The sequence below is a fragment of the Patulibacter sp. NPDC049589 genome, from assembly GCF_040675535.1.
GTDB lineage: Bacteria > Actinomycetota > Thermoleophilia > Solirubrobacterales > Solirubrobacteraceae > Patulibacter.
This window is the reverse complement of record NZ_JBFAPC010000053.1, coordinates 1-24,013: the sequence shown is the minus strand read 5'-3', so window position 1 is coordinate 24,013 and position 24,013 is coordinate 1. Positions and strand designations below refer to the sequence as shown.

Sequence of the window (24,013 nt, the reverse complement as noted above, 5' to 3'; positions counted from 1 at the left end):
CCGACATGCTGACCCAGTCGCACTGGCGGGCCGACACCTCCGTCGAGGTCCTGGAGACCACCGTGGGCGGCGTGCTGCGGCGCGCGGCGGAGGAGGTCCCCGACCGCCTGGCCCTCGTCGACGGCCAGCCCGACCCCGCCGCGCGCCGCACCTGGACGTACGCCGAGCTGCTGGCCGAGGGCGAGCGCACCGCCCGCGCCCTGCTGCGCGTGTTCGAGCCGGGCGAGCGCCTCGCGATCTGGGCCGCGAACTGCCCGGAGTGGGTCATCGTCCAGTACGGCGCCGCGCTGGCGGGGCTGACCCTCGTGACGGTCAACCCCGCCCTGCGCAAGGCCGAGGTCAACCACGTCCTGGCGCAGTCCGAGGCCGCCGGGATCGTGATGGCCCGGGAGTACCGCGGCTTCGACAAGGACGCCGCGATCGCCGCGATCCACGACGAGCTGCCGACGCTGCGCGAGATCATCCCGCTGAGCGACCTCGAGGCCTTCGTCGCCGCGGGCGACGACGCCACGCCGCTGCCGGACGTCTCGCCGGACGATCCGGCGCAGATCCAGTACACGTCGGGCACCACGGGCTTCCCGAAGGCGGCGCTGCTGCACCACCGCGGCGTCGTCAACGCGTCGCGCTTCGTCGCACAGCGCGCGGGCGTGGAGGACGGCGTCGTCTGGGTCAACTCGATGCCGATGTTCCACATCGGCGGCGGCGCGCTGACGGAGCTCGGCGCCTACACGCACCGCGGCACCTACGTCCTGCTGCCGGGCTTCGACCCCGCGCTGCAGCTCGAGCTCGTCGAGACCTACGGCGGCACGATCATGCTCGCCGTCCCGACGATGCTGATCGCGATGCTCGACCACCCGGACGCGCGCACGCGCGACCTCTCGACCCTGCAGACGGTCATGTCCGGCGCCGCGGTCGTCCCGGCCGACCTCGTCCGGCGCGCGAAGTCCGACCTCGGCTGTCGCTTCACGATCGTCTTCGGCCAGACCGAGATGCACGGCGTGATCAGCCAGACCGCGCTGACCGACTCGCCGGAGGACCAGGCCGAGACGATCGGCGCGCCGCTCCCGCACGCCGAGGTCCGCGTCGTCGACGTCGGGACGGGCGGAACGCAGCCGGTCGGCGTGCCGGGCGAGATCTGCGTCCGCGGGTACCAGACGATGCTCGGGTACCACGGGCGCCCGGAGGACACCGCGGCGGCGATCGACCCCGACGGCTGGCTGCACTCCGGCGACCTCGGCGCGATGGACGAGCGCGGCTACCTGCGGATCACCGGACGGCTGAAGGACGTGATCATCCGCGGCGGCGAGAACGTCTACCCCCGCGAGGTCGAGGACGTGCTCTTCGGCCATCCCGGGATCTCGCAGGTCACGGTGCTCGGCCTGCCCGACGCGCACTGGGGCGAGGTCGTCGCGGCGGTCCTGCGGCCGGCCGAGGGCGCGGGCGCGCCGGACCCGGACGAGCTGCGCGCCTGGTGCCGCGAACGCCTGGCGAGCTTCAAGGTTCCGTCCGCCTGGTTCGCGGTCGACGACCTGCCGGTGACCCCGACGGGCAAGGTCCAGAAGTTCGTCCTGCAGGAGCAGCTGGCGGAGGGCCGGCACGTCCCGCTCCCGTCGCGCGCGGCGTCGGCGGCCGGCTAGGAGCGCCCGGCTGGCGAAGCCTCCAACCCGCCGCCGACGGACGTAAACGATCGTTCACGGGTTGTGTAGGGTGGCGGCATGAGCAACGGAGAGAGTCGGACGGCGTTCGTCACCGGGAGCGCCCGGGGCATCGGGCGCGCGATCGCGGAGGGCCTGGCCGCGGACGGCCACAAGGTGGTCGTGGCCGACCTCCGCACGGAGCAGTCCGAGGAGGTCGTCCAGGCGATCACCGAGGCCGGCGGCACCGCGTTCGCCGTCCAGCTCGACGTCACCGACCCGGCGTCGGTCACCGCGGCGATCGAGGCGACGACCGCGAAGTTCGGCGCCGTCGAGATCCTCGTCAACGCCGCGGGCTGGGACGAGCTCAAGCCGTTCCTCGCCGGGGACGAGGCGTTCCGCCAGCGCGTCGTGGACATCAACTACCTCGGGCCGCTGCGCGTCACCCACGGCGTGCTCCCGGCGATGGTCGAGGGCGGCTGGGGCCGCGTCATCAACATCGGCTCCGACGCCGGCCGCGTCGGCTCCTCGCTCGAGTCCACGTACTCCGGCGCCAAGGGCGGGCTCATCGCCTTCACCAAGACGCTGGCCCGCGAGGTCGCGCGCAAGGGCATCACCGCCAACACGGTCTGCCCCGGCCCGACGGACACCCCGATGCTGCGCGAGGTCATCGAGTCCTCCGGCAACGGCGACGCCGTCCTCGGCGCGATGGTCAAGGCCGTCCCGCTCAAGCGCCTCGCCGAGCCGGTCGAGATCGCCGCCGCCGTGTCGTTCTTCGCCCAGGAGACCTCGGGCTACATCACCGGCCAGACCCTCTCGGTCTCCGGCGGGCTGACGATGGCCTGAGGGCCTTCGGGCGCGCACCGGCGGACGCCCGCGCGTCCGTCCGTGGCGCGGCACGGGCCCTCGTGGCCGGTGCCGCCCCGCGCCCCATGCCGCCCTCCGGCGCCGCCCGGGGATCCGTCCCCGGCGTCGTCGTCGAAGCCTCCAGTCCCGCCCCGTGAACGCCCCGGTCAGCACGTGAGCGATCGTTACCATCGCGCCATGGTCGCGACCGACGTCACCGGGGCGGAAGGGGTCGTCCCGCTGCGGATCGACACCCCGTTCCTCGTCGGCGCGGTGAACGTCTGGCTGATCGAGGACGAGCCGCTGACGCTCGTCGACACGGGCGCGAACACCGGGACCGGGCTGCTGCAGCTGCGGGGCCTGCTCGCGCAGCACGGCTACGGCCTGGCCGACGTCGGCCGGATCGTCGTGACGCACCAGCACCTGGACCACGCGGGCCTCGCCGGCCCGCTGGCGCAGGTCAGCGGCGCCGAGGTCGTGGCCTTCACCGGCATGGACGAGTACCTCGCCGGCGGCCCAGCGTCTGCGCTGGCCGAGGAGCGCTTCGACCGCGACCTGATGCGCCACAACGGCGTCCCGGCCACCACGGTCGCCGGCTGGTGGGCGGCCCGCCCGGACACGCGCGGCTTCGCGTCCGAGGTCCCGGCGGTCAGGACCGTGGCCGACGGCGACGCGCTGACGTTCGCGGGCCGGACGCTGCACGTCCACCACCGGCCCGGCCACTCCCCGTCGGACCTCGTCCTCCACGACCGCGACCGCGGGACCCTGATCGTGGGCGACCACCTCCTGGCCGGCCACCCGCCCGTCCCGATGATCGGCCCGTCGCTCCCCGGCGACGCCCCCCGCGGGCGGCCCGACCCCGCGGCCCCGGCCGGCGACGACGACGCGCCGTTCACGGTGGCGCGCCGCGGCAGCGCCCTGCTGGACCTCCGCGACTCGCTGCGTCGCACGCGCGAGCTCGGCGCCGCGATCGCCCTGACCGGCCACGGGGCCGCCATCACCGACGTCGCCGCCAACGTCGACCGGCGGCTCGCTGAGCACGACGCGTCCGCCGAGGCGCTGCTCGCCGAGCTGCGCCGCGACGGCCCGGGCACCGGCCACGAGCTGAGCGTGCGCACCGCCCCCGGCGGCCGCGCGCACCCGTACTTCGGGCTCTGCGGGACCCTCGGCGCGCTGGACCAGCTCGTCGACGAGGGCCACGCCCTGGTCGCCGACGGCGACGGCCCGCCCCGCTACGAGGCGCGCTGAGCGCCGCCCCCGAGGACCCACCTTGCACACCGCCGACACCCCGCCGCACGGCCTCCGCCCGGCGACGCACGAGACGAGGAGCACGCCGCATGCCTGAGCAGACCGCCGCCGCAGAACAGGTCGTCCACTGGGAGGACACGGAGCACGCCTTCGTGATCCGGCTGGCCCGTCCGCCCGCCAACGCCCTGGGCCTGCCGATCATCGCGGGCGTCACCGCCGCGCTGGACGCCGCCGACCGCGACGCGCCGGGCAAGGTCCTCGTGTTCGCGTCCGAGCTCGACGGCTTCTTCGCCGCCGGCGCCGACATCAAGCACATGGTCACCGCCGACCAGGAGGCGTTCGAGGCCTACGGCGACGCCCTGCGCGGCTCGCTGGACCGCATCGCCGACCCGAGCCGGATCGCCATCGCGGCGGTCGGCGGGCTCGCGCTCGGCGGCGGCTGCGAGCTGGCGATGGCCTGCGCCCTGCGCGTCGCGGGCCCGAAGGCCGAGTTCGGCCTGCCCGAGGTCAAGCTCGGCCTGATCCCCGGCGCCGGCGGCACGCAGCGCCTGCCGCGCCTCGTCGGCCGCGGCCGCGCGCTGGACATCATGCTCACCGCCCGCCAGGTCGGCGCCGAGGAGGCGCACCGGATCGGCCTGGTCGACCGGCTCGTCGACGGCGACCCGCTCGAGACCGCGCTGGAGCTGGCCAAGACGCTCAGCCGCATGTCGCGCCCCGCGCTGGAGGCCGTCGTCCGCACGGTCGACGCCGCGTTCGACCTGCCGATCGCCGAGGGCGTCGCGTTCGAGGCGGCAGAGGAGAACGAGCTGTTCGCCAACGGGGACGCGAAGGAGGGCCTGAAGGCCTTCGTCGAGCGTCGCCGCCCGGAGTTCGGGCGATGACCGCTGTTGGGGTGCGGGGCGGGAACGGGCGTCAGCCGACGCTGGGCCTCTCGCTGCTGGCCGGCAACGTCCGCTCGGTCGCCGCGTCGGCCGCGATCGCCGAGGAGAACGGCTTCGGCACCGCCTGGACGTCGGAGTTCTACAACCGCTCCGCGACGATCACGCTCGCGTCGATGGCGCACGCGACGTCGACGATCCGCGTCGGCTCGGGCATCGCCTACGCCGTCGGCCGCTCGCCGGTGGTGCTCGCCGCCGAGGCGCGCGACCTCGACGAGATCTCCGACGGCCGCCTCGTCCTCGGGCTCGGCACCGGCACCCGCCGGATGATGGAGGACTGGCACGGCGTCGACCCGTCGGGCCCCGCGACGCGCCTGGAGGAGCTGATCCCGCTCCTGCGCTCGCTGTGGAAGCTGCACGAGGCGCCGGTCGCGCACGACGGCCGCTTCTACCACCTCAAGCTCAAGGCGACCGCCGACGTCGGCGTGCCGCTGCGGACGGACATCCCGGTCTGGACCGCGGGCGTCAACCCGCGGATGGTGGAGACGGCCGGCCGCGTGTCGGACGGCTTCCTCGGCCACCCGCTGTTCTCGGTGAAGTACCTCGAGGAGATCGTCCACCCCGAGATCGCCAAGGGCGCCGCCAAGCGCGACCGCTCGCCCGACGACGTCGAGGTCTCGACCGTCGTCATCACCTCGGTGCACGACGACCCCGAGGAGGCCCGCCGCCGCGCGAAGGGCCAGCTCGCGTTCTACTCCGCGCCGAAGACGTACGACTACGTGCTCGAGGTCAACGGCTTCAGCGCCGAGGCCGCCGCGATCCGCGCCGCCTTCGCGGCCGGCGACCACGACGCGATGCTCGCCGCGGTGACCGACGAGATGGTCGACGCGATGACGCTGTCGGGCACCACCGACGAGGTGACGGAGCAGCTGCGCCGCTACGACGGGCTGCTCGACCACCTGATCATCTACCCGCCGAGCTTCAAGCTCGCGCCCGACGAGGAGCAGGAGACCCGCGAGAACCTGCTCGCCCTCGGCAAGACGCTGGCCGCCCGTGCCTGACGAGACGCTCGTCGGCACGGAGGTCGACCGGGTGTCCTTCCCGGTCGAGGCCGGCAAGATCGCCGAGCTCGCGACCGCGATCCACGACCCGGCGCCGCGCTACCGCGACGCCGCGGTCGCACAGGCCGAGGGCTTCGCGGCGATCCCGGCACCGCTGAACCTCGCGGTGATCATGGGCCACCACCGCGACCAGCTCGGCGCCGTGCGCACGCTGGGGCTCGACATCTCCCGCATCGTCGTCGGCGAGGTGGAGTGGCGCTACCACCGGCCGGTGCTGGCGGGCGACCACCTGACGGGCATCCGGCGCGTCACCGCCGTCAAGCAGAAGCAGGGCGGCCGCGGCGGCACGATGACCTTCGTGACGATGCAGACCGTGCTGGAGGACGCAGCCGGCGAGCCGGCCGTCACCTACGTCGAGACCCTGATCGAGACCGGAGGCGCGTCGTGACCCGCGCGACCCGGCAGGCGACCACCCCGATCCCCGGAGGGCCCTCGTGAGCGACGAGACCACCACCGCCGCGGTCGACCCCGCGACGCTGACCGTGGGGCCGATCACCCGCACCGACATCGTCCGCTTCGCCGGCGCCGGCGGCGACTTCAACCCCCTGCACCACGACGAGGAGCGCGCGAGGGCGGCGGGCTTCCCCGGTGTCTTCGCGATGGGTCAGATGCAGGCCGGGATGCTCTCCCGCTTGGTCACCGAGCGCTTCCCGATCGCCGCCGTGCGCGCCTACCGCGTGCGCTTCGCCGACAAGGTCTGGCCGGGCGACGAGCTGACGCTGCGCTGGGGCGCCGAGACGTCCCGGACCGACGAGACGACCGGCGAGGCCGTGCTGGACATCGAGCTCGAGGCCGTCCGGCAGACGGGCGACGTGGCCGTGAAGGGCCGCGTCACCGTCGCGGCGTAGGCGTGCCCCGGCACGTCCGCCCGCCCGGTGCGGGTGGGCGAACCGGAGAACCGGTCGCGCGCCCGGACGGCCCGCCGCTCAGCGCTGCGCCTGCCGCGCGTAGCGCGCGACGGCCGCGGCGCGGGACGGCACGCGCAGCTTGCGGAGGATGCTCTTGACGTGGGCCTTCACGGTGCCCTCGGCGATCACGAGCTCCTGGGCGATCCCGGCGTTCGTGCGGCCGTCGGCCAGCAACGCGAGGACCTCGCGCTCGCGGACGGTCAGGACGCTCGCGATGCGGGGCAGGGCCTTGGGGCCGCGATCGCGGGCGACCGGAGCGTCTCCCGGGGGTGCCAGCGACTCGTCGAGCTCCAGGCGGGCCTGCTCGAGCCGCTCGAGCGCCGCCTCGGTCTCGGCGAGCGCGCCCCGGAAGCGGCGGCGCTGGACGCCGAGCCGCTCGCGCAGCACCTGCTGCTCGTGCAGCAGGCCGAACGCGGAGGCGAAGGCCGCGATGCGGTCGAGGTCGGCGTCCGTCACCCGGCGGCGGCGCTCCAGGCGGTCGGCGTGCAGGAACCCGATCACCCGGTCGCGGGCGGTGATCGGCGCGACGACGTAGGCGGCGGTGCGCGACGCGCGGATGATGTCCTTGAACGTGCGCCCGTCGTCGATCGGGTCCTCGACCAGCGCCGGCATCCGGCGGCGGACGAGCTCGGTCTCCAGCAGCGTGTGGCGCAGCGGGATCCGCGCCCCGCGGACGAAGTCGAGGAACGCGTCGGCGTGGTCGGCGCTGTCCTCCGAGATGTGCAGCCGGCCGGGCAGCCACATCGACCCGACGACCGACGAGACCATGCTGCGCCCGAAGTCGCAGGCGGCGGCGAGCTCCACGGGCGCGCGGTCGACGGCCTCGGCGGCGGGCAGATCCCGCAGCGCGTCGACGGCGGTCCGGACCCGCCGCAGGTCCGCGATGCGCTTGCGCTGGGCGTCGAGCTCGCGCGCCTCCTGGGCGGCGTCGAGCTCCGCGAGCAGCTCGATCGCCGACAGCAGCGTCGTCGCGCCCCACGCGCCGGGGTTGCCGGCGATCCGCTCCTCCAGCGCCGCCCGGGCGGCGGCCAGCGCGTCGTCGGGCTCGTGGGCCGGGTCCGGGAATCCCGCGCCCGGCGCGAGGGCCAGGTCGGCGGCGCGCCCGAGCAACCCGGCCAGTCCGTCACCCGGCGGCCGGAGGGCAGCGGTCCGTAGCGTGCCGCGCGTCACGGAGTGCAGCATACGCGCGTACTCCCTCCCGGGGGGAGGGCGTCTATCCCACTGGGACGTCTCCCCGCGCGCCTGGTGGTGGGAGCTTGGGGCATGGCGACGCAGATCCCGGCCGACATCCACACCTTCGACTTCTGGGCCCGGCCCTGGGCGGAGCGCAACGAGACCTTCAGTCTCCTGCGCGACCAGGCCCCCGTCCGCTGGTCGCCTCCGGCCGAGTCGGTCCTGATGCCGCCGGACGAGAACACGGCCGGCTTCTGGTCCGTCTTCCGCCACGAGGACATCGTCAAGGTCTCGCGCAACGCGAAGGTCTTCTCCTCCGCCGAGGGCGTCTTCATGGAGGACTTCCCGAAGGAGGTCCGCGACGCGTCGCTGTCGTTCATCGTCCAGGACGCCCCGCGCCACACGCAGCTGCGCGGCATCGTCGTCAAGGCGTTCTCGGCCCGCAACATGGCGAAGCTCGAGGCGGAGGCGACGACGGTCGCCGCGGAGCTGATGGACGAGGTCGGCCCGCTGGGCGAGGGGGACTTCGGGAAGCTCTACGCGCGGCAGCTCCCCGGGCGCCTGTTCGCGAACTTCTTCGGCGTGCCGGCCGGCGACCTGCGCGACGAGGCCATGCACTGCGCCGAGATGATGGCGTCCTGGTCGGACCCGGACGAGCTCGGTGGCCTCGCCCCGATCGAGGCCTTCGGCGGCGCGGCCATGCGGCTGAACGAGATCGCGCACCAGCTGACGGCGGAGCGCCGCGACGCCCCGGGCGACGACCTCCTCTCGTGGGTGATCCAGGCCGAGTTCGACGGCGAGCGCCTCACCGACGCCGAGATCGGCTCGTTCTTCTCGCTGCTCGCCGCCGCGGCGAACGACACGACGCGCCACTCGCTGTCGCACGGGCTGCTCGCGCTGCGGCAGAACCCGGACCAGCGGGCGCTGCTGATGGAGGACCTCGAGGGCCGGCTCGACAGCACCGTCGACGAGATCCTCCGGTACGCGACCCCGCTGTTGCACATGCGGCGCACCGCGACGGAGGACACCGTCGTCGCCGGACAGGAGATCGCCGCGGGCGACAAGGTCGTCCTCTGGTACTGCTCGGGCAACCGCGACGGCAGCGTGTTCGACGAGCCGGACGAGTTCCGGATCCTGCGCACGCCCAACAGGCACCTCGGGTTCGGCGGCGGCGGCCCGCACTTCTGCCTCGGCTCGAACCTCGCGAAGGCGACGCTGCGCGCGGCGCTCCTGCAGATCCACACCCGCATCCCCGACATCAGCGTCGGCGAGCCGGAGTTCCTCGTGGCGAACTTCGTCCACGGGATCAAGAGCCTGCCGGCGACCTGGACGCCGACGGCCTGAGGGCATCGGGCCCGGTCGACGCGTCGACCGGATCGCCCCGGGCCCGGCCGCCCGGTCACCGTCGCGGTGGCCGGTCCCCGACATCGACGAGGCTCGCCGCGGTCACCACACGACGGCGAGGCCCCGAAGGCCGGTGAGCGCCGCGTCGTCGGTCACGAGCGTCAGGGACTCGAGCATCGCCTGCGCCGCGAGCATGCGATCGAACGGGTCGCGGTGCGCCCAGTCCAGCCGCCCGGCCAGCAGGGCGTGCTCCTCGGTGATCGGGAGTCGGGTGGCGCCCAGGCGGTCCAGATGCCGTGAGTACGCGCCCACCAGCGCGTCGGCCTGGGGGAGCTTGCCCAGGCGCTGCTTCGTCCCGACCTCCCAGGCCGAGGCGGCCGAGACGACGAGCGGCGACGAGCGCGCCGTGATGATCCGGCGGGCCTCGGGCCCGAGGCGGCCGGGATCGGTGAGCGCCCAGAGCAGGGTGTGCGTGTCGAGGAGGTAGCTCACGCGCTCCCGTCCCAGGCGGCCAGCTCGTCGTCCGGCAGAGGATCGAGGACGTCCTCCGGCACCGCGTACGCGACGAACCCGAGGTCGCGGTCGGCCCGGTCTCCGATGGGGACGAGTCGCGCCACGGGCTGGTCGCCCCGCGCGATCACGACCTCCTCCCCGCGTTCCACGGCGGCGAGCAGTGCGGACAGGTGCGTCTTCGCGTACTGCACCTTCACGTGGTCCATATGACGAGGGTACCCGGTCGACCGACGTTGGTCGACTGGTCCTGGTCTTCTCGTCGTCGACGCCCGGCCCGACCGTGTCGTGCTCGCCGCTCCCCGTGCTCGGCGCGTGGCGTCCGGGGCCGGGGAGCGTCCGTCGCGGTCGACGGCCGCGGTCGCGGCCGGCGCGTCCCCGACCGCGAACGATGGTTCACGGCGGGGCCCCGTTGTGCGTTCCTGCAACGTCCGTCCCCGAGGGCTCAGCCGTACTTCCCTCCGCATGGCGCGATCGGATACAGTCGCGCTAACGATCGTTCACATCGTGGGGAGAGCGGAGAGACCATGGATTTCGGACTGACAGACGAGCAGGAGACGATCCGCGCGGCCGTACGCGAGCTGACCGCGGCGTTCGACGACGAGTACTGGCTCGAGCGCGACACCAAGCACGAGTTCCCGTTCGACTTCTACAAGGCGATCGCGGACGCCGGGTGGCTCGGCATCTGCGTGCCGGAGGAGCAGGGCGGCTCGGGCCTCGGCATCACCGAGGCGTCCATCCTCCTGGAGGAGATCGCGGCCTCCGGCGCCGGCATGAACGGCGCCTCGACGATCCACGGGATGATCTTCGGGATGCACCCCGTGATCAAGCACGGGTCGCCGGAGATGAAGGAGCGCCTGCTCCCGAAGATCGTCGACGGCACGATGCACGTCTGCTTCGGCATCACGGAGCCCGACGCGGGCCTCGACACCACCGCGATCAAGACCTTCGCGAAGCTCAACGACGACGGCAAGCACTACACCGTCAACGGCCGCAAGGTCTGGATCTCCAAGGCCCAGAACTCGGACAAGGTGCTGCTGCTCACGCGGACGACCAAGTTCGAGGACGCGAAGAAGAAGACCGACGGCCTGTCGCTCTTCCTCACCGACGTCAAGAGCCCGAACATCGAGATCCGCGGGATCCCGAAGATGGGCCGCGAGGCCGTCGACTCCAACGAGCTCTACATCGACGACCTGCAGGTCCCGGTCGAGGACCTCGTCGGCGAGGAGGGCAAGGGCTTCAAGTACCTGCTCGACGGCCTGAACCCCGAGCGCATCCTGATCGCCGCCGAGGCGCTGGGCCTCGGGCGCGTCGCGCTGAAGAAGGCCGTCGCCTACGCCAAGGACCGTGTCGTCTTCGGCCGTCCGATCGGCAAGAACCAGGGCATCGCGTTCCCGCTCGCGGACTCGAAGATGCGCCTGGACGCCGCCGAGCTCGTCCTGCGCCGTGCCTCCTGGGCGTACGACGCGGGCGAGAAGGACGCGGCGCTCTACGCGAACTCCGCGAAGTTCCTCTGCTCCGAGGCCGGCACCGAGGCCGCCGACCGGGCGATCCAGACCCACGGCGGCTTCGGCTACGCCCGGGAGTACCACGTGGAGCGGTACTACAAGGAGGCCCGCCTCCTGAAGATCGCGCCACTGCCGCAGGAGATGGTGCTCAACTACGTCGCCGAGCACGTGCTCGGGCTGCCGCGGAGCTACTGATGCGCGGCCTGCAGGGGCGCGTCGCGCTCGTCACCGGGGCGGGCGCCGGCATCGGCGCCGCCGTCGCCACCCGCCTGGCCGAGGAGGGCGCGCTCGTCGCCGTCGTCGACCGGGACGAGGCGGCCGCCAAGGCCGTCGCGGCGACGCTCGACGGCGCCGTCGGCATCGGCGCCGACGTGGCGGACTCCGCGCAGGTCGCGGCCGCCGTCGCCGAGGCCGCGAAGCTCGGCGACCACATCCACATCGTGGTGAACATCGCCGGCAACAGCCGCCCCGCGATGTTCAAGAAGATGGAGGAGGAGGCCTTCCAGTCCGTGCTGGACGTCCACCTCACCGGCACCTACCGCGTCACGCAGGCGGCGCTGCCGCACCTGCCCGAGGACGGCACCGGCCGGATCCTCAACACGACGTCGGCCGCCGGCCTCGTCGGCACGATCGGGCAGGCGAACTACGCCGCGGCGAAGGCCGGCCTGATCGGCCTGACGAAGTCGCTGGCCAAGGAGCTCGCGCGCAAGGGCATCACCGCCAACGCCGTGGCCCCGCTGGCCGCGACGGCGATGACCGAGACGGTGCGCACGAACCCGAAGTTCGCGGAGAAGCAGCTCGAGCGGATCCCGCTCGGGCGCTGGGCCGAGCCGGCCGAGGTCGCGGGGACGTACGCGTTCCTGGCCTCCGACGACGCGGCGTACATCACCGGCCAGGTCCTGGCCGTCGACGGCGGGACGGTCATCTGATGCGCCCCGCCTCCGAGCACGTCACCGTCGGGAGCACGATCTAGATGGCCGACCTCAAGTCCCCCTTCCTCGAGAACGGCCGCGAGGCCCTGATCGTCGAGGCCACCCGCACGGCGATCGGCCGCGCGCACGCCGAGAAGGGCGTCTTCCGCGACACGCACCCCAACGTGCTGCTGGGCGCCTGCTACACCGAGCTGATCGAGCGCACGGGCATCGACCCGGGCGACGTCGAGGACATCATCGTCGGCTGCACCGCGCCGTTCGGTGAGCAGTCGCGCAACATCGCCCGCAACGCGTGGCTGCAGGCGGGCTACCCCGCCGAGGTCCCCGCGATCACGATCGACCGGCGCTGCGGATCGGCCCAGTCGGCCGTCGCGTACGCCGCGGGGCTCGTCGCGTCGGGCACCCACGACGTCGTCATCGCCGGCGGCGTCGAGCACATGGGGCACGTCCCGATCAACTCGCCGCTGAAGATCCAGGAGCTCTACGGCGACCCGTGGCCGCAGGAGCTGAAGGACCGCTACGCGTTCGTCGGCCAGGGCGAGAGCGCCGAGCTGATCGCCGACCGCTGGGAGATCTCCCGCGCCGCGATGGACGACCTCGCCGTCGAGTCGCACCGTCGCGCGCAGCTCGCGACGGAGGAGGGGCGCTTCACGAAGGAGATCGTCGTCGTCGAGACCCCGCACGGCCCCGTCGCCACGGACCAGGGCATCCGCCCCGGCACCGACCGCGAGGGCCTCGCGAAGCTGAAGACGCCGTTCCGCCCGGAGAACGGCAGGATCACCGCCGGCACCTCGTCGCAGCTCTCCGACGGCGCCTCCGCGGTGCTCGTCGTGAGCCGCGCGGCGGCCGAGAAGTACGGTCTGGCCCCCCGCGCCCGCGTCGTCGACCAGACGACCGTCGGCGTGGACCCGATCATCATGCTGACCGGCCCGATCCCCGCGACCCGCAAGCTGCTGAGCCGCACGGGCCTGACGATCGGCGACTTCGACCTGATGGAGGTCAACGAGGCGTTCGCGTCCGTCGTCCTCGCCTGGCAGAAGGAGTTCGACGCCGACCTGACGAAGACGAACGTCAACGGCGGCGCCATGGCCCTCGGCCACCCGGTCGGCGAGACCGGCACGCGCCTGGTCGCGACGATCCTGCACGAGCTCGAGCGCACCGACCAGGAGCTCGGCCTCGTGACCATGTGCTGCGGCGGCGGCCTCGGCACCGGCACGATCATCCAGCGGGTCTGAGGGTGGCCGACCCGGTCGAGCTGTCCGCCGACGGCACCGACCTCGGGCCGATCCGGCCCGGGGACGGCGTCGTCTGGAGCCAGGCGTGCGCCGAGCCGGTGCCGCTGGTCGACCGGCTGCTGGCGCGCTCCGCCGAGCTCGCGCCGCTGCGGACCTTCGTCGGCCTGAGCTGGCGCGACCTCGGTCCGCAGATCGCCGACGACGTCGAGGTCTATTCGTACGGCGCGCTCGGGCGGCTCGGCAAGGTGCCGGGTCTGCGGCCGATCCCCTGCCACTTCTCGGCGCTGCCGCGGCTCTTCGCCGCGCGGGCGATCCCCGGCGACGTCGCGCTCGTCCAGGTCTCGCCGCCCGACGCCGAGGGCCGCTGCAGCCTCGGGGTCGGTGCGGACTACCTCGCCGACGCCCTCCGGCACGCCCGCGTGATCGTCGCGGAGGTCAACGACCGGTGCCCGCGCACCGCGGGCGCGTCGATCGCCTGGGACGAGATCGACGCGTTCGTCCGCACGTCGCGGCCGCTGCTGGAGGCGCCGTCCGGCGCCCCGCGCGAGGTCGACCTGGCGATCGCCGCCCACGTCGCGGAGCTCGTCCGCGACGGCGACACCCTGCAGCTCGGCGTCGGTGCGCTGCCCGAGGCGATCATGAGCGCGCTGTCCGGCCACCGCGACCTCGGCGTGCACTCGGGGATGATCTCCGACGGCGTCCTGGACCTCATCGAGTCCGGCGTCGTGACCAACGCGCGCAAGCCGACCGACGCGGGTCGCACGATCACCGGCGCCGCGCTCGGGACCCAGCGGCTGTTCGACGCGCTGGACGGCCGGGACGACGTCGTCTTCGAGCCGGTCTCCCGCACGCACGACGCCGCGCGGCTGTCGACCGTCGGGCCGCTCGTCGCGGTCAACGGCGTGGTCGAGATCGACCTCTCGGGTCAGGCGAACGCCGAGTCGATCGGCGCGAAGCGGATCGGCGCCGTCGGCGGGCAGGTCGACTTCCTCCGCGCCGCGGCGGTCACCGGCGGCCGGCCGATCGTCGCGCTCCCGGGCAAGCGGATCGTCGCCACGCTGCAGGGCCCGGTCTCGACGTCGCGCAGCGACGTCGACTGGGTCGTGACCGAGCACGGCGCTCGCTCTCTCGCGGGCCTGACCGACGACGCCCGGCGCCGCGCGCTGCTGCAGATCGCCGGCCCCGAGCGGGCGGAGGAGCTCCAGCGCGCCGGATCCGGCGGGTGAGGGCCGTCGTCACCCCGGCCGGCGTCGGGCGGGACGCCCGGGAGGCCCGGCGGGCGTGCGGGACCCGCGCCGCGGGCGGGGTGCCGGGCCCCCCGACCGCCGACCGGGGGAGGATCATCCGCCGATGGGGCGAGGATCGCCCCCCGCGCGGGTGTGAGTCTTCATGCGTTCCTGCGCCCACGGTGGCGCGGCACGGCAGGATGCGGAGGACCCGGGCGGTCCGGACGCCGGAGCGCCCTCGGCGCGCCGGCGGCGGGACGGGACCGGGCCCGCGGCAGCACGACCAGAAGACGGCGGAGGAGACACGGCGATGAGCCAGACCACGGTGAAGTACGTCGGTGAGGACGGGAACGGCACGGTCGCCGACATCCTGCGCGCCCGGGCGGAGCTGACCCCGGACGACACGTTCGTGCACTTCGACGGCACGGACGTGACGTACGCCGGGATGGTCGACCGGGCCGAGCGGGCCGCCGGCGCGCTCGCGGGCCTGGGCCTGAAGCCGGGCGACCGCGTCGCGACGGTGCTGCCCAACTCCCTGGAGCTGCTCGACGTCTGGATGGGCGCCGCGGTCGGCGGGTTCGTCCTGGTCCCGGTGAACACGGGCCTGAAGGGCGAGGGCCTGCGGTACATCCTGGAGCACTCGGAGTCGAAGGTCGTCGTCGTCGACGGGCCGCTGGCGGACACCCTCGCCGCCGCGGTCCCTGCGGACTCGGGGCCGCAGGTCCGACTCGTCCGCGGCGTGCAGGGCCCCGAGGGCCTCACGGCCGCGGACGTCCTCGCTGCCGGCAGTCCCGCGAAGGGCGCCGCAGGTGACCCGGCCGGCCTGGCGACGATCCTCTACACCTCGGGCACGACCGGCCTGCCGAAGGGCGTCATGAACGGGCACCGCCCGTACCTGACCGCCGGCATCGAGTTCACGCAGAAGTTCCTGCGCGTCGGCACCGACGACGTCCTCTACACGACGCTGCCGCTGTTCCACGTCAACGCGCAGATGCTCTCGGTGATGGGCTCGATCGTCTCCGGGCGCCCGCTGATCCTCTCGCCGCGCTTCTCGGCGTCGCGGTTCTTCGACGAGATCCGCCAGCACCAGGCGACGGTGTTCAACTACATCGGCGCGATGCTGACGATGCTCTACAAGCAGCCCGTCCGCGACAACGACGCCGAGAACACGCTGCGCCTCGCCGTCGGCGGCGCGGCGCCGAAGGAGCTGTGGCGCGACTTCGAGGCCCGCTACGGCCTCGACATCCTCGAGATCTACGGCCTGACCGAGACGGCGTGCTTCTGCCTCGGATCGCCCCCGGACGACATCAAGCCGGGCAAGCTCGGCAAGGCCGTGTCCTGGGCCGAGGTCGAGGTCCAGGACGACGACGGCAAGCCTGCCCCGGACGGCGAGCCGGGCGAGATCGTCGTGCGGCCCCGCAAGGACGACATCCTCTTCCGCGGCTACCTCAAGAACGAGGAGGCCACCGCCAAGGCGCTGCGCGACGGCTGGTTCCTGACCGGCGACCGCGGCCGCCGCGACGAGGACGGCTACCTCGTCTTCCTCGACCGCATGAAGGACGTCATCCGCCGGCGCGGCGAGAACATCTCCTCCTACGAGGTCGAGCGCGCCGCCAACCTCCACGACGACGTCGCCGAGTCCGCCGCGGTCGGCGTCCCGTCCGACCTCGGCGAGGAGGAGGTCATGATCGTCGTCGTCCCCCGCGAGGGCGTGACGATCGACCCCGCCGCGATCCGCGCGCACTGCGCCGACCAGCTGGCCGCCTTCATGGTCCCGCGCTACGTTCTCGTGCGCGACTCGCTGCCGAAGACCGCGACCCAGCGGGTGCAGAAGTTCGAGCTCCGCAAGGAGGGCTTCGACGGCGCCTGGGACCACGAGGTCGCGAAGGCCGGGGCCTGAGGCCCACCGACCGGGGCGGACGCCCCGGTCCCCGGACCGGGGCCACCGCGCCCCGGGCCGACCCATCGTCCGGGGGCCGTGCCCCCACCCCGAAGAAGGACCGCGCATGAGCACCACCGCCACCGAGTTCGCCGGCGTCGCCTACGCCACCCAGGGCGGCGTCGCCACGATCGACCTCGACACGCCCGACACGCGAAACGCGCTGTCCGACGAGCTGATGCAGTCGATCATCGACGCCTTCACCGCGGCCCGGGACGACGAGGACGTGCACTGCGTCGTCCTCGGGTCCACCCACCCGAAGACGTTCAGCTCCGGCGGCAACCTCGGCGGCTTCGCCAGCGACGTCCCGCTGACGACGAAGCACCGCTCGATCCTGCTGTTCCCCGAGCTCTTCACGCTGATCGGTCAGCTCGGCAAGCCGGTCATCGCGAAGATCGGCGGCCACTGCCTGGCCGGCGCGTTCGGGCTGACGCTCGCGTGCGACCTCGTGATCTCGTCGGACAAGGCCGTCTTCGGCACGCCGGAGATCAACGTCGGCGTCTTCCCGTTCATGATCGCGGCGCTGCTCTACCGCAACCTCCCGCGCAAGACGGCCACCGAGCTGATGCTGCTCGGCGAGCGCTTCGACGCGGAGGAGGCCAAGCGGATCGGCGTCGTCAACCGCGTCGTCCCGCACGACGAGCTCGACGCCGCCACGGCCGAGCTCGCCGGCAAGCTCGCGGTCAAGTCCCCGCTCTTGATGAAGCTCGGCAAGGACGCCCTCTGGCGCCAGGGCGACATGCCGCTGGAGGACGCCTGGGACTATCTGCGCTCCCAGCTCGCGCTCGCCTTCTCGACGGAGGACATCCAGGAGGGCGTCGCCGCCTTCAAGGAGAAGCGCGACCCGGTCTGGAAGGGCCGCTAGCCGGACGGGGTCGGGACCCGATCGGCCTCCGGGGCCCGGCCCCCGGCCCGACCCCGGGCCCGACGTCGTGGCGCCCGGACGCGCGCCCGGATGCGCGCCCGAAATTCCTCGGCGGTCCGACCCGAAGACCTGCGACGGACGTGTCACGGCCCCGAGAAGACCCACGCTTCGCGGCGTCATGTCTGTGGTGAATGGATCCATTCACCACAGACATGACGCTGGAGACGAAGGTGTGCCCGAACGTCGGACCAGGCCTTCGCCGTCGGCCGGCCTGCGCGCCCTCCGCCCGCGGCCGCTCTTCGTCCTTCGTCCCTCCCGGCCTGCGCGTCCTCCGCCTGCGGCCGCTCTTCGTCCTTCGTCCTGCACCTTCGGTCGCCGTCGCCGCCCGCACGTGCCACGTCCCGCCCGGCCGCGCGACGCCGGACGCCGCGGCCGTTGTGGGGGTCTCCGCGCCATCCGTCCATCCGGGTCGACACACCAGGGGGTCATATGCATTCCCCCCTGGGGGTACGCGGCGGCCCCCAAGAGCATCCTTTGGGGGGCACGAGTGGCCCCCGAATGGGGATGCGTGATGCGGATCACACGAGTTAGACCTTCCTCTACGAGCCGGGCGGCCCCGCCCGGCACCCACGAGGGGAAGCGACCTGATGAACAAGAAGCTGCTGGCGGCCGTCGTGCCGGTCATGGCGGGCCTGGCGATGACGGGCTGCGGTTCGAGCGACGATTCATCGTCGTCCGGTTCCGGGAGCGACGCCGGCGCGCCGCTGAAGATCGCGCTGATCCCGCCGTCCGGCGGCCCGCTGGCGGTCTTCGGCAAGGACGTCGTGACGGCCTGGAAGTTCGCCGCCGACGAGGCGAACAAGAACGGCGGCGTCGACGGCCACAAGGTCGAGATCGTCACCGCGCAGACCGACGGCACCCCGGCGGCCACCGTCCGCGCGGCCCGCAAGGCGACCCAGGGCGGCGCCCGCTTCATCTCCGGCGTCATCACCTCGCCGGAGAACGGTGCGCTCCAGCAGCAGCTCCCGAGCATGAACGCGCTGTCGTTCAACACGCTCGGCAAGGACGACGCCCTGACCGGCGCGCAGTGCAACGCCAACGCGTTCCGCACCGTCCAGAACACCCAGATGGACGTCAACATGATCGCGGTGTCCCTCGACAAGCTGCCGGCCAAGAAGTGGGCCATCCAGGCCGTCGACTACGCCACGGGCCGCACCGCCGCCAAGATCTTCACCGCTGCGGCGAAGAAGGTCGGCAAGGAGGTCGTCCTGACCCAGTACGCGCCGCTGAACACGACCGAGTTCGGCTCGTACATCTCGAAGATCAAGAGCAGCGGCGCCGACGGCGTGTTCGCGATCGAGTTCGGCGCCGACGGCGTGGCCTTCGTCAACCAGGGCGCCCAGTTCAAGCTCTTCGACTCGATGAAGTCGGTGCTCGGCTTCAACATGGTGTCCGAGCCGCTGTTCCCGGCGCTCGGCGACAAGGTCGTCGGCTTCTTCAACAACATCGGCTACGTCCACCAGCTGGACAACCCGAAGAACGTCGCGTTCGTCAAGGCCTGGAAGGCCGCCGAGGGCACGGACCCGTACTACGTGACGGCCGACGCCTACATCGGCGCGCAGACGCTCTTCGAGGCCGTCAAGAAGGCGAAGAGCGTCGACCCCGCGAAGGTCAAGGACGCCCTGAACGGCCTGTCGTTCGACACGATCGTCGGCACCGTCACGATGCGCCCGGGTGATCACCAGATCCAGCGCGACGCCTACCTCGGTCAGGTCGAGAAGACCGGCGGCAAGCTCGGCTGGAAGGTCGTCAACACCGTCCCGGCGTCGCAGACGCAGCCGGCGGCCGACCCGAGCTGCAAGCTCTGATCCACCCGGCGGCGTAGGCCCCCGACCCCGGCTCCGGCCGGGGCCGGGGGCCGGCCCAAGGACGGCTCCTCATGGACCTCGCACAACTCCTCAACGGTCTCGCCTACGGCGCCCTGCTGATGATCCTCAGCTCGGGCCTGGCGATGATCTACGGGCTTCGCGGCGTGATGAACTTCGCGCACGGCTCGCTCTACATGCTAGGGGCCTACCTGGCCTACGAGGTCACGCAGCGCACGTCGTTCTGGGCCGCGCTGATCATCGCCCCGATGATCCTCGCCGCCGTCGGCGCCGCCCTGGAGCTCGGGGTCTTCCGCCGCCTGCAGGACCGCTCGCACATCGAGGTCGGGCTCGTGATGTTCGGCGTCGCGCTGATCCTCGAGCGCGTGATCGTCCTGATCTGGGGCGACGACACGCTGCCGGTCAAGGCGCCCAGCGCCCTGGACGGCACCGCCAACGTCTTCGGCACGGACTACCCGGCGTACCGCCTCCTGATCATCGGCGTGGCGATCGTGATGGCCGTGAGCCTCGTGCTCTGGCTGCGCAGGAGCCGCACCGGCCTGCACATCCGCGCCGCCAGCCACGACACCGAGACGTCGCTGATCCTCGGCATCAACGTCGACCGCGTGTCGCTCGTCGTCGTCGCCCTCGGCGCCGCGCTCGCCGGCCTCGCCGGCGTCCTCGCCGCCCCGTACTTCTCCGTCCAGCCCGGCATGGGCCAGACGATCCTGATCATGGTCCTGATCGTCGTCGTCGCCGGTGGCGTCGGCTCGATCGGCGGCGCCATGGTCGCCGCCCTGGGCCTCGGCCTGATCCAGACCGCCGGCAACGTGTGGATCCCGAGCGTCGCGGTCCTCGTGCCGTACGTCGTGGCCATCGCCGTCCTCCTATGGCGGCCCTCCGGGCTCGCCGGAAAGCGCGTCGCATGAGCACCACCGCAGAGCAGGTTCCCAGCGAGGTCCCCGCGGCCGACCGGTCCGCGCTGCTGGCGCCCGCGCCGGTGCAGAGCGGCCTGGACCGCCGCACGGTCCTCCGCGGCCTCGGCATCGCCGTCGTGATCCTGATCGTCGGGCTGTTCGTGCCCGACGTCATCAGCGACGAGACGAACATGGGGATCGCCACCGACGGCGTCGTCCTCGGCATCCTCGCGCTGTCGATCGGCTTCCTCGCCCACCGCAGCGGCCTGATCTCGCTCGGCCACACCGCGTTCTACGGCGCGTCGGCCTACGGCCTGGCGATCGCCACGACGCAGTGGGACTGGTCGCCGATGCAGGCGATCGTCTTCGCCGTCCTCGGCGGCACGGTCCTCGGGCTCGTGATCGGCGCGTTCGTCGTCCGCACGCCGGGCGTCTCGTTCCTCGTCCTCACGCTCGCGATCGGCCAGGCGCTGCACCAGCTGGTGGTGCAGGACTCGGTCCGCGGGACGACCGGCGCCTACGACGGCCTCGCCGTCACCTGGGGCGCCGACGACAAGGTCGCCGGGCTCGGGCAGAGCGAGATCGGCAACGCGGCGAGCTTCTGGCCGCTGGCCTGGGTCTCGCTGGTCGTCGTCCTCGTGATCCTCTGGCTCGTCGGGCGCTCGCGCTTCGGCCGGGTCCTCGAGGCGATCCGCGAGAACGAGGAGCGCGCGCGCTTCTCCGGCTTCAACACCTACGTCCCGCGCCTGATCGCGTTCACGCTGAGCTCCGCGATCGCCTCGCTGGCCGGCGCGCTGTTCGCGCTGAAGGCGAGCTTCGTCTCGCCCGACACGCTGAGCTTCGTGACGGCCGGCGACTCGCTGATCGCGGCGATCGTCGGCGGCTTCGCGACGCTGGTCGGGCCGCTCGTCGGCGGCGTCCTCTACATCTACGCGCAGAGCGAGCTCTCCGACAGCGGCAACCTGCAGCTGTTCACCGGCATCGCCCTCGTGGTCGCGGTCGTCTTCCTCCGCGGCGGGGTCGTCGGCTTCGTCACCGACACCGGTCGCAAGGTCCGCGCCCGCGTCGCCACCACCAGGAAGGGAGCGGGACGATGACCGTCGCACTCGAGGCCACCGGCGTGACGTTGCGCTACGGCGCCGTGACCGCGGTGGACTCCGTGGACATCAGCGTGGCGCCGGGCATCCTGCACGGCGTCATCGGGCCGAACGGCGCGGGCAAGTCGTCGTTCATGGACGCGCTCTCCGGGCGGCGGAAGCTCTCCGCCGGCACGGTGAAGCTCGGCGGCCAGGACATCACGAAGCGCTCCGTCACCTGGCGGCGGCGCAACGGGATGGCCCGCTCGTTCCAGAAGACCAGCGTCTTCGGGGCGATGACCGTCCGCACCCAGCTCGACATGGTCGCGCGGAAGACCGGCGAGGACGATCTCGACGGGATCGTCGACGCGCTCTCGCTCCGGCCGTACCTCGACGAGGTCTGCTCGTCGATCGCCTACGGCCACCAGCGCCGCGTCGACATCGCGATGGCGCTGCTCGGCCGGCCGCAGGTCGTGCTGCTCGACGAGCCGGGCGCCGGCCTGTCGGTCGAGGAGTCCGCGCAGATGTTCGACCACATCCGCGCGCTCTGCACGGACCGCGACGTCGCCGTGGTGCTCGTCGAGCACGACGTCGAGGGCGTGTTCCGGGTCTGCGACGAGATCACCGTCCTGAACCTCGGCGCCGTCCTGGCGTCCGGGACCCCGGCGGACGTCCGGGCCCACCCCGAAGTCATCAAGGCCTACCTGGGGAGCGAGGCATGAGCACCCTCCTGGAGCTCAAGGACGTCCGCGCGTCGTACGACGGCGCGCTCGTCCTGGACGGCGTCAGCCTGAAGGTCGACGCGGGCGAGACCGTCGGCCTCGTCGGCCGCAACGGCGCCGGCAAGACCACGACGCTCCTGTCGATCTTCGGCGTCCCGCAGGTGACCGGCGAGATCCTCGTCGAGGGGAAGCCGCTCGGCAGGCGCGGCCACGAGCCCGCCGCCCGCGGCGTCTCGCTCGTGCCGCAGGAGAAGCGGATCTTCCCGAACCTCACGGTGACGGAGAACATCCTGCTCGGCGGCGCGTCGGGCCGGAAGGGCCGGTGGACGGTGGAGACGCTCTTCGAGCTCTTCCCGAACCTCGCCCGCGGCAAGGACCGTCCCGGCGACCGGCTGTCGGGCGGCGAGCAGCAGATGCTCGCGATCGCCCGCGGCCTGATGGCCGATCCGAAGGTGCTGCTGCTCGACGAGCCGACCGAGGGCCTCGCCCCGGTCATCATCGACGAGCTGATCGAGGCCCTGAAGGTCATCCAGGAGAGCGGCACCGCGCTGGTGCTCGTCGAGCAGCACGTGCGGATGGTGCAGATGCTGGCGTCGCGGTTCGTGGCGCTCGGCAAGGGCCGCGTCGTCGCCGAGGGCGCGACGGAGGACCTCCAGACCCGCGCGGTCCAGGAGCTGATCGCGCTGTGAGCACCGACCCGACGGACCCCGGGCCGCGCCTCGTCGAGCTGACGTTCGGCGACGAGCACCGGGTCGCCGTCCTCCGCGTCGACGCGGCGCCGGGCAACGTCCTGACGCCGCCCCTGATGGAGGAGGTCATGGCGGCGCTCGACGTCTTCGAGGCGCGCGAGGGCCGCGTGCTGATCGTGGGCTCCGCGGTGCCCGGCGTCTTCGTCCTCGGCGGCGACGTCGAGCACGTCGTCGACGGCGGCGCGGCGCGCTTCGTGTCCTACATGCACGCGCAGCGCGAGCTGCTGGACCGGCTCGACGGCCTGGAGGCCACGACGATCGCCGCGATCGACGGGACCGCCACCGGCGGCGGGCTCGAGCTGGCGCTGGCGTGCACGATCCGGGTGGCCGCGCGCGGCTCCCGGCTCGGGCTGCCGCAGGTCCGGCTCGGCGTCATCCCGGTCGGCGGCGGGACGCAGCGGCTGCCGCGGATCGTCGGCCGCGGCCGGGCGCTGGACCTGCTCGTCACCGGCCGCACGGTCGACGTCGACGAGGCGTACGAGATGCACCTGATCGACCGGCGGGCGGACGCCGGCGAGGCGATCGCGGTGGCCGGGACGATGGCCGCCCAGATCGCGCGCGCGTCCGGGCCCGCGGTCCGGGCCGCGCGACGGGCGGCGGACGCGGCCGGCTCCGACTCGTTCCCGCACGGGATGGCGGTGGAGGCCCGCGAGGCGCTGGCGCTGTTCGAGCGCGGCGAGGCCCGGGAGGGGCTCTCGGCGTTCCTCGACGACCGCCGGCCGGACTTCGCGTGAGCAGGCAGCGGCCGACCGGCGGCGGGACGGCGGGCGTCCGCGGGAGGCCGCCCGGCGCCGGACTCGACGCCGGCGCGCCGGGCCTCGCCCTGGCGGTCCTTCGCGCCGACGAGGTCGACGACGTCCTGCGCGTCGTCGCCCGCTGGGGCGCGGAGCGGCTCGGGTTCGGGACGGCCGTCGCGTACGTGCGGGAGCCCGGGGCCCGCGGCCTCGTCGCCCGCACGGGTCACCCGGCCGCGGCGATCGAGGGGGCGGCCGAGGAGCTGTCGCTGCGCGGGCTGGGCGCCGACGCCACCCGGGTCCTGATCGAGGAGCGCGTCCCGCTCGTGATCCCGGACGTCGCCGGCGACGAGCGCACCGCCGGCACCGGCTTGCGCACGCGCGGCGTCCGCTCCGTGCTCGCGGTGCCGCTGCTCCACGGCGGCGAGGTCGTGGGCGTCCTGCTCTTCGCGCTCCCTCGGTGCTCGCCGCCGACGTCATGGTCCTCCCCGTCGGCATCGGCATCTTCTCGCTGCTCCTCGGCGTGCGTCCGGGCCTCGAGGAGGTTCTGGCGGTTCTCCGCGGCGAGCTGCTCCGCTTCCTT

Annotated in this window: 24 protein-coding genes; 21 read left to right on the top strand and 3 right to left on the bottom strand. The window is 73.1% G+C overall.

Features of this window, described 5'->3' with window-relative positions; all coding sequences use genetic code 11:
- Positions 1 to 5 precede the first annotated feature (5 nt).
- The 7 genes from AB0L40_RS12170 to AB0L40_RS12140 all read left to right on the top strand — a co-directional run bounded on the left by AB0L40_RS12170 (position 6) and on the right by AB0L40_RS12140 (position 6,575).
- On the top strand, positions 6 to 1,637 hold the full coding sequence (locus AB0L40_RS12170) for an AMP-binding protein (protein ID WP_364354190.1): 1,632 nt from the start codon (positions 6 to 8) through the stop codon (positions 1,635 to 1,637).
- Positions 1,638 to 1,715: 78 nt separating this feature from the next.
- Entirely contained in the window at positions 1,716 to 2,480 is a 765-nt protein-coding gene (locus AB0L40_RS12165; protein ID WP_364354187.1) for a 3-oxoacyl-ACP reductase family protein, read from the top strand.
- A 198-nt stretch (positions 2,481 to 2,678) separates the two neighbouring features.
- Positions 2,679 to 3,728: an MBL fold metallo-hydrolase gene (locus tag AB0L40_RS12160; protein ID WP_364354184.1), complete on the top strand. Its 1,050-nt coding sequence runs from the start codon at positions 2,679 to 2,681 to the stop codon at positions 3,726 to 3,728.
- 89 nt (positions 3,729 to 3,817) lie between these two features.
- Positions 3,818 to 4,609, top strand: coding sequence for an enoyl-CoA hydratase-related protein (locus tag AB0L40_RS12155; RefSeq protein WP_364354181.1), 792 nt, complete (start codon positions 3,818 to 3,820; stop codon positions 4,607 to 4,609).
- The gene (locus tag AB0L40_RS12150) at positions 4,606 to 5,667 is read left to right on the top strand and encodes an LLM class flavin-dependent oxidoreductase (RefSeq protein WP_364354178.1); all 1,062 of its coding nucleotides are present in this window, start codon (positions 4,606 to 4,608) and stop codon (positions 5,665 to 5,667) included. The genes AB0L40_RS12155 and AB0L40_RS12150 overlap by 4 nt, the downstream gene beginning before the upstream one ends.
- A complete protein-coding gene (locus AB0L40_RS12145; protein WP_364354175.1) occupies positions 5,660 to 6,115 on the top strand; it encodes a MaoC family dehydratase N-terminal domain-containing protein in 456 nt (151 codons plus the stop codon). Before AB0L40_RS12150 ends, AB0L40_RS12145 begins: the two co-directional genes overlap by 8 nt.
- 46 nt (positions 6,116 to 6,161) lie before the next feature.
- Positions 6,162 to 6,575 carry a MaoC/PaaZ C-terminal domain-containing protein gene (locus AB0L40_RS12140; protein WP_364354172.1) on the top strand — a complete coding sequence of 138 codons (414 nt, stop codon included), beginning with the start codon at positions 6,162 to 6,164 and terminating at the stop codon, positions 6,573 to 6,575.
- 78 nt (positions 6,576 to 6,653) lie between these two features.
- Here AB0L40_RS12140 and AB0L40_RS12135 read toward each other — a convergent pair whose 3' ends face one another.
- Positions 6,654 to 7,805 carry a LuxR C-terminal-related transcriptional regulator gene (locus AB0L40_RS12135; RefSeq protein ID WP_364354169.1) on the bottom strand — a complete coding sequence of 384 codons (1,152 nt, stop codon included), beginning with the start codon at positions 7,803 to 7,805 and terminating at the stop codon, positions 6,654 to 6,656.
- A 93-nt stretch (positions 7,806 to 7,898) separates the two neighbouring features.
- On the opposite strand from AB0L40_RS12135, the gene AB0L40_RS12130 reads away from it, so the two are divergent.
- Entirely contained in the window at positions 7,899 to 9,152 is a 1,254-nt protein-coding gene (locus tag AB0L40_RS12130; RefSeq protein WP_364354165.1) for a cytochrome P450, read from the top strand.
- Positions 9,153 to 9,254: 102 nt separating this feature from the next.
- On the opposite strand, the gene AB0L40_RS12125 is transcribed toward AB0L40_RS12130, so the two are convergent.
- Both AB0L40_RS12125 and AB0L40_RS12120 read right to left on the bottom strand, forming a co-directional pair.
- Positions 9,255 to 9,644, bottom strand: a complete 390-nt coding sequence (locus AB0L40_RS12125; RefSeq protein ID WP_364354162.1) for a type II toxin-antitoxin system VapC family toxin — start codon at positions 9,642 to 9,644, stop codon at positions 9,255 to 9,257.
- A complete protein-coding gene (locus tag AB0L40_RS12120; protein WP_364354159.1) occupies positions 9,641 to 9,871 on the bottom strand; it encodes a type II toxin-antitoxin system prevent-host-death family antitoxin in 231 nt (76 codons plus the stop codon). The genes AB0L40_RS12125 and AB0L40_RS12120 overlap by 4 nt, the downstream gene beginning before the upstream one ends.
- Positions 9,872 to 10,189: 318 nt before the next feature.
- Here AB0L40_RS12120 and AB0L40_RS12115 point away from each other — a divergent pair, with 318 nt between their 5' ends.
- From AB0L40_RS12115 to AB0L40_RS12055, 13 genes are all read left to right on the top strand, one after another.
- Positions 10,190 to 11,365 (top strand): acyl-CoA dehydrogenase family protein, encoded by a 1,176-nt coding sequence (locus AB0L40_RS12115; RefSeq protein WP_364354156.1) that lies wholly within the window; start codon positions 10,190 to 10,192, stop codon positions 11,363 to 11,365.
- On the top strand, positions 11,365 to 12,099 hold the full coding sequence (locus tag AB0L40_RS12110) for an SDR family oxidoreductase (protein WP_364354153.1): 735 nt from the start codon (positions 11,365 to 11,367) through the stop codon (positions 12,097 to 12,099). The genes AB0L40_RS12115 and AB0L40_RS12110 overlap by 1 nt, the downstream gene beginning before the upstream one ends.
- 44 nt (positions 12,100 to 12,143) lie before the next feature.
- The gene (locus AB0L40_RS12105) at positions 12,144 to 13,337 is read left to right on the top strand and encodes a thiolase family protein (protein WP_364354150.1); all 1,194 of its coding nucleotides are present in this window, start codon (positions 12,144 to 12,146) and stop codon (positions 13,335 to 13,337) included.
- A gap of 2 nt (positions 13,338 to 13,339) precedes the next feature.
- Positions 13,340 to 14,563, top strand: coding sequence for an acetyl-CoA hydrolase/transferase C-terminal domain-containing protein (locus AB0L40_RS12100; RefSeq protein WP_364354147.1), 1,224 nt, complete (start codon positions 13,340 to 13,342; stop codon positions 14,561 to 14,563).
- Positions 14,564 to 14,873: 310 nt separating this feature from the next.
- On the top strand, positions 14,874 to 16,463 hold the full coding sequence (locus AB0L40_RS12095; protein WP_364354144.1) for an AMP-binding protein: 1,590 nt from the start codon (positions 14,874 to 14,876) through the stop codon (positions 16,461 to 16,463).
- Positions 16,464 to 16,569: 106 nt separating this feature from the next.
- On the top strand, positions 16,570 to 17,367 hold the full coding sequence (locus tag AB0L40_RS12090) for an enoyl-CoA hydratase-related protein (protein WP_364354141.1): 798 nt from the start codon (positions 16,570 to 16,572) through the stop codon (positions 17,365 to 17,367).
- Positions 17,368 to 18,014: 647 nt separating this feature from the next.
- Complete coding sequence (locus AB0L40_RS12085) at positions 18,015 to 19,235, top strand: ABC transporter substrate-binding protein (RefSeq protein WP_364354138.1); 1,221 nt, start codon at positions 18,015 to 18,017, stop codon at positions 19,233 to 19,235.
- Positions 19,236 to 19,306: 71 nt separating this feature from the next.
- Positions 19,307 to 20,161, top strand: a complete 855-nt coding sequence (locus tag AB0L40_RS12080) for a branched-chain amino acid ABC transporter permease (protein WP_364354135.1) — start codon at positions 19,307 to 19,309, stop codon at positions 20,159 to 20,161.
- Positions 20,158 to 21,246, top strand: a complete 1,089-nt coding sequence (locus AB0L40_RS12075) for a branched-chain amino acid ABC transporter permease (RefSeq protein ID WP_364354132.1) — start codon at positions 20,158 to 20,160, stop codon at positions 21,244 to 21,246. Before AB0L40_RS12080 ends, AB0L40_RS12075 begins: the two co-directional genes overlap by 4 nt.
- A complete protein-coding gene (locus AB0L40_RS12070) occupies positions 21,243 to 21,947 on the top strand; it encodes an ATP-binding cassette domain-containing protein (RefSeq protein WP_364354129.1) in 705 nt (234 codons plus the stop codon). Before AB0L40_RS12075 ends, AB0L40_RS12070 begins: the two co-directional genes overlap by 4 nt.
- Entirely contained in the window at positions 21,944 to 22,636 is a 693-nt protein-coding gene (locus AB0L40_RS12065) for an ABC transporter ATP-binding protein (RefSeq protein ID WP_364354126.1), read from the top strand. The genes AB0L40_RS12070 and AB0L40_RS12065 overlap by 4 nt, the downstream gene beginning before the upstream one ends.
- Positions 22,633 to 23,430, top strand: coding sequence for an enoyl-CoA hydratase/isomerase family protein (locus AB0L40_RS12060; RefSeq protein WP_364354123.1), 798 nt, complete (start codon positions 22,633 to 22,635; stop codon positions 23,428 to 23,430). The genes AB0L40_RS12065 and AB0L40_RS12060 overlap by 4 nt, the downstream gene beginning before the upstream one ends.
- The coding region (locus tag AB0L40_RS12055; protein ID WP_364354120.1) for a GAF domain-containing protein at positions 23,427 to 24,013 on the top strand (587 nt) is incomplete at its 3' end. The genes AB0L40_RS12060 and AB0L40_RS12055, both read left to right, overlap by 4 nt.

Excerpts from the sequence above, each read along its gene's own strand:
- AB0L40_RS12165 (WP_364354187.1), top strand. The coding sequence starts at position 1,716 with ATGAGCAACGGAGAGAGTCGGACGGCGTTCGTCACCGGGAGCGCCCGG.
- AB0L40_RS12090 (WP_364354141.1), top strand. The coding sequence starts at position 16,570 with ATGAGCACCACCGCCACCGAGTTCGCCGGCGTCGCCTACGCCACCCAG.
- AB0L40_RS12075 (WP_364354132.1), top strand. The coding sequence starts at position 20,158 with ATGAGCACCACCGCAGAGCAGGTTCCCAGCGAGGTCCCCGCGGCCGAC.
- AB0L40_RS12080 (WP_364354135.1), top strand. The coding sequence starts at position 19,307 with ATGGACCTCGCACAACTCCTCAACGGTCTCGCCTACGGCGCCCTGCTG.
- AB0L40_RS12120 (WP_364354159.1), bottom strand. The coding sequence starts at position 9,871 with ATGGACCACGTGAAGGTGCAGTACGCGAAGACGCACCTGTCCGCACTG.
- AB0L40_RS12070 (WP_364354129.1), top strand. The coding sequence starts at position 21,243 with ATGACCGTCGCACTCGAGGCCACCGGCGTGACGTTGCGCTACGGCGCC.
- AB0L40_RS12085 (WP_364354138.1), top strand. The coding sequence starts at position 18,015 with ATGAACAAGAAGCTGCTGGCGGCCGTCGTGCCGGTCATGGCGGGCCTG.
- AB0L40_RS12110 (WP_364354153.1), top strand. The coding sequence starts at position 11,365 with ATGCGCGGCCTGCAGGGGCGCGTCGCGCTCGTCACCGGGGCGGGCGCC.
- AB0L40_RS12095 (WP_364354144.1), top strand. The coding sequence starts at position 14,874 with ATGAGCCAGACCACGGTGAAGTACGTCGGTGAGGACGGGAACGGCACG.
- AB0L40_RS12115 (WP_364354156.1), top strand. The coding sequence starts at position 10,190 with ATGGATTTCGGACTGACAGACGAGCAGGAGACGATCCGCGCGGCCGTA.
- AB0L40_RS12105 (WP_364354150.1), top strand. The coding sequence starts at position 12,144 with ATGGCCGACCTCAAGTCCCCCTTCCTCGAGAACGGCCGCGAGGCCCTG.
- AB0L40_RS12150 (WP_364354178.1), top strand. The coding sequence starts at position 4,606 with ATGACCGCTGTTGGGGTGCGGGGCGGGAACGGGCGTCAGCCGACGCTG.
- AB0L40_RS12065 (WP_364354126.1), top strand. The coding sequence starts at position 21,944 with ATGAGCACCCTCCTGGAGCTCAAGGACGTCCGCGCGTCGTACGACGGC.
- AB0L40_RS12170 (WP_364354190.1), top strand. The coding sequence starts at position 6 with ATGCTGACCCAGTCGCACTGGCGGGCCGACACCTCCGTCGAGGTCCTG.
- AB0L40_RS12130 (WP_364354165.1), top strand. The coding sequence starts at position 7,899 with ATGGCGACGCAGATCCCGGCCGACATCCACACCTTCGACTTCTGGGCC.
- AB0L40_RS12160 (WP_364354184.1), top strand. The coding sequence starts at position 2,679 with ATGGTCGCGACCGACGTCACCGGGGCGGAAGGGGTCGTCCCGCTGCGG.
- AB0L40_RS12155 (WP_364354181.1), top strand. The coding sequence starts at position 3,818 with ATGCCTGAGCAGACCGCCGCCGCAGAACAGGTCGTCCACTGGGAGGAC.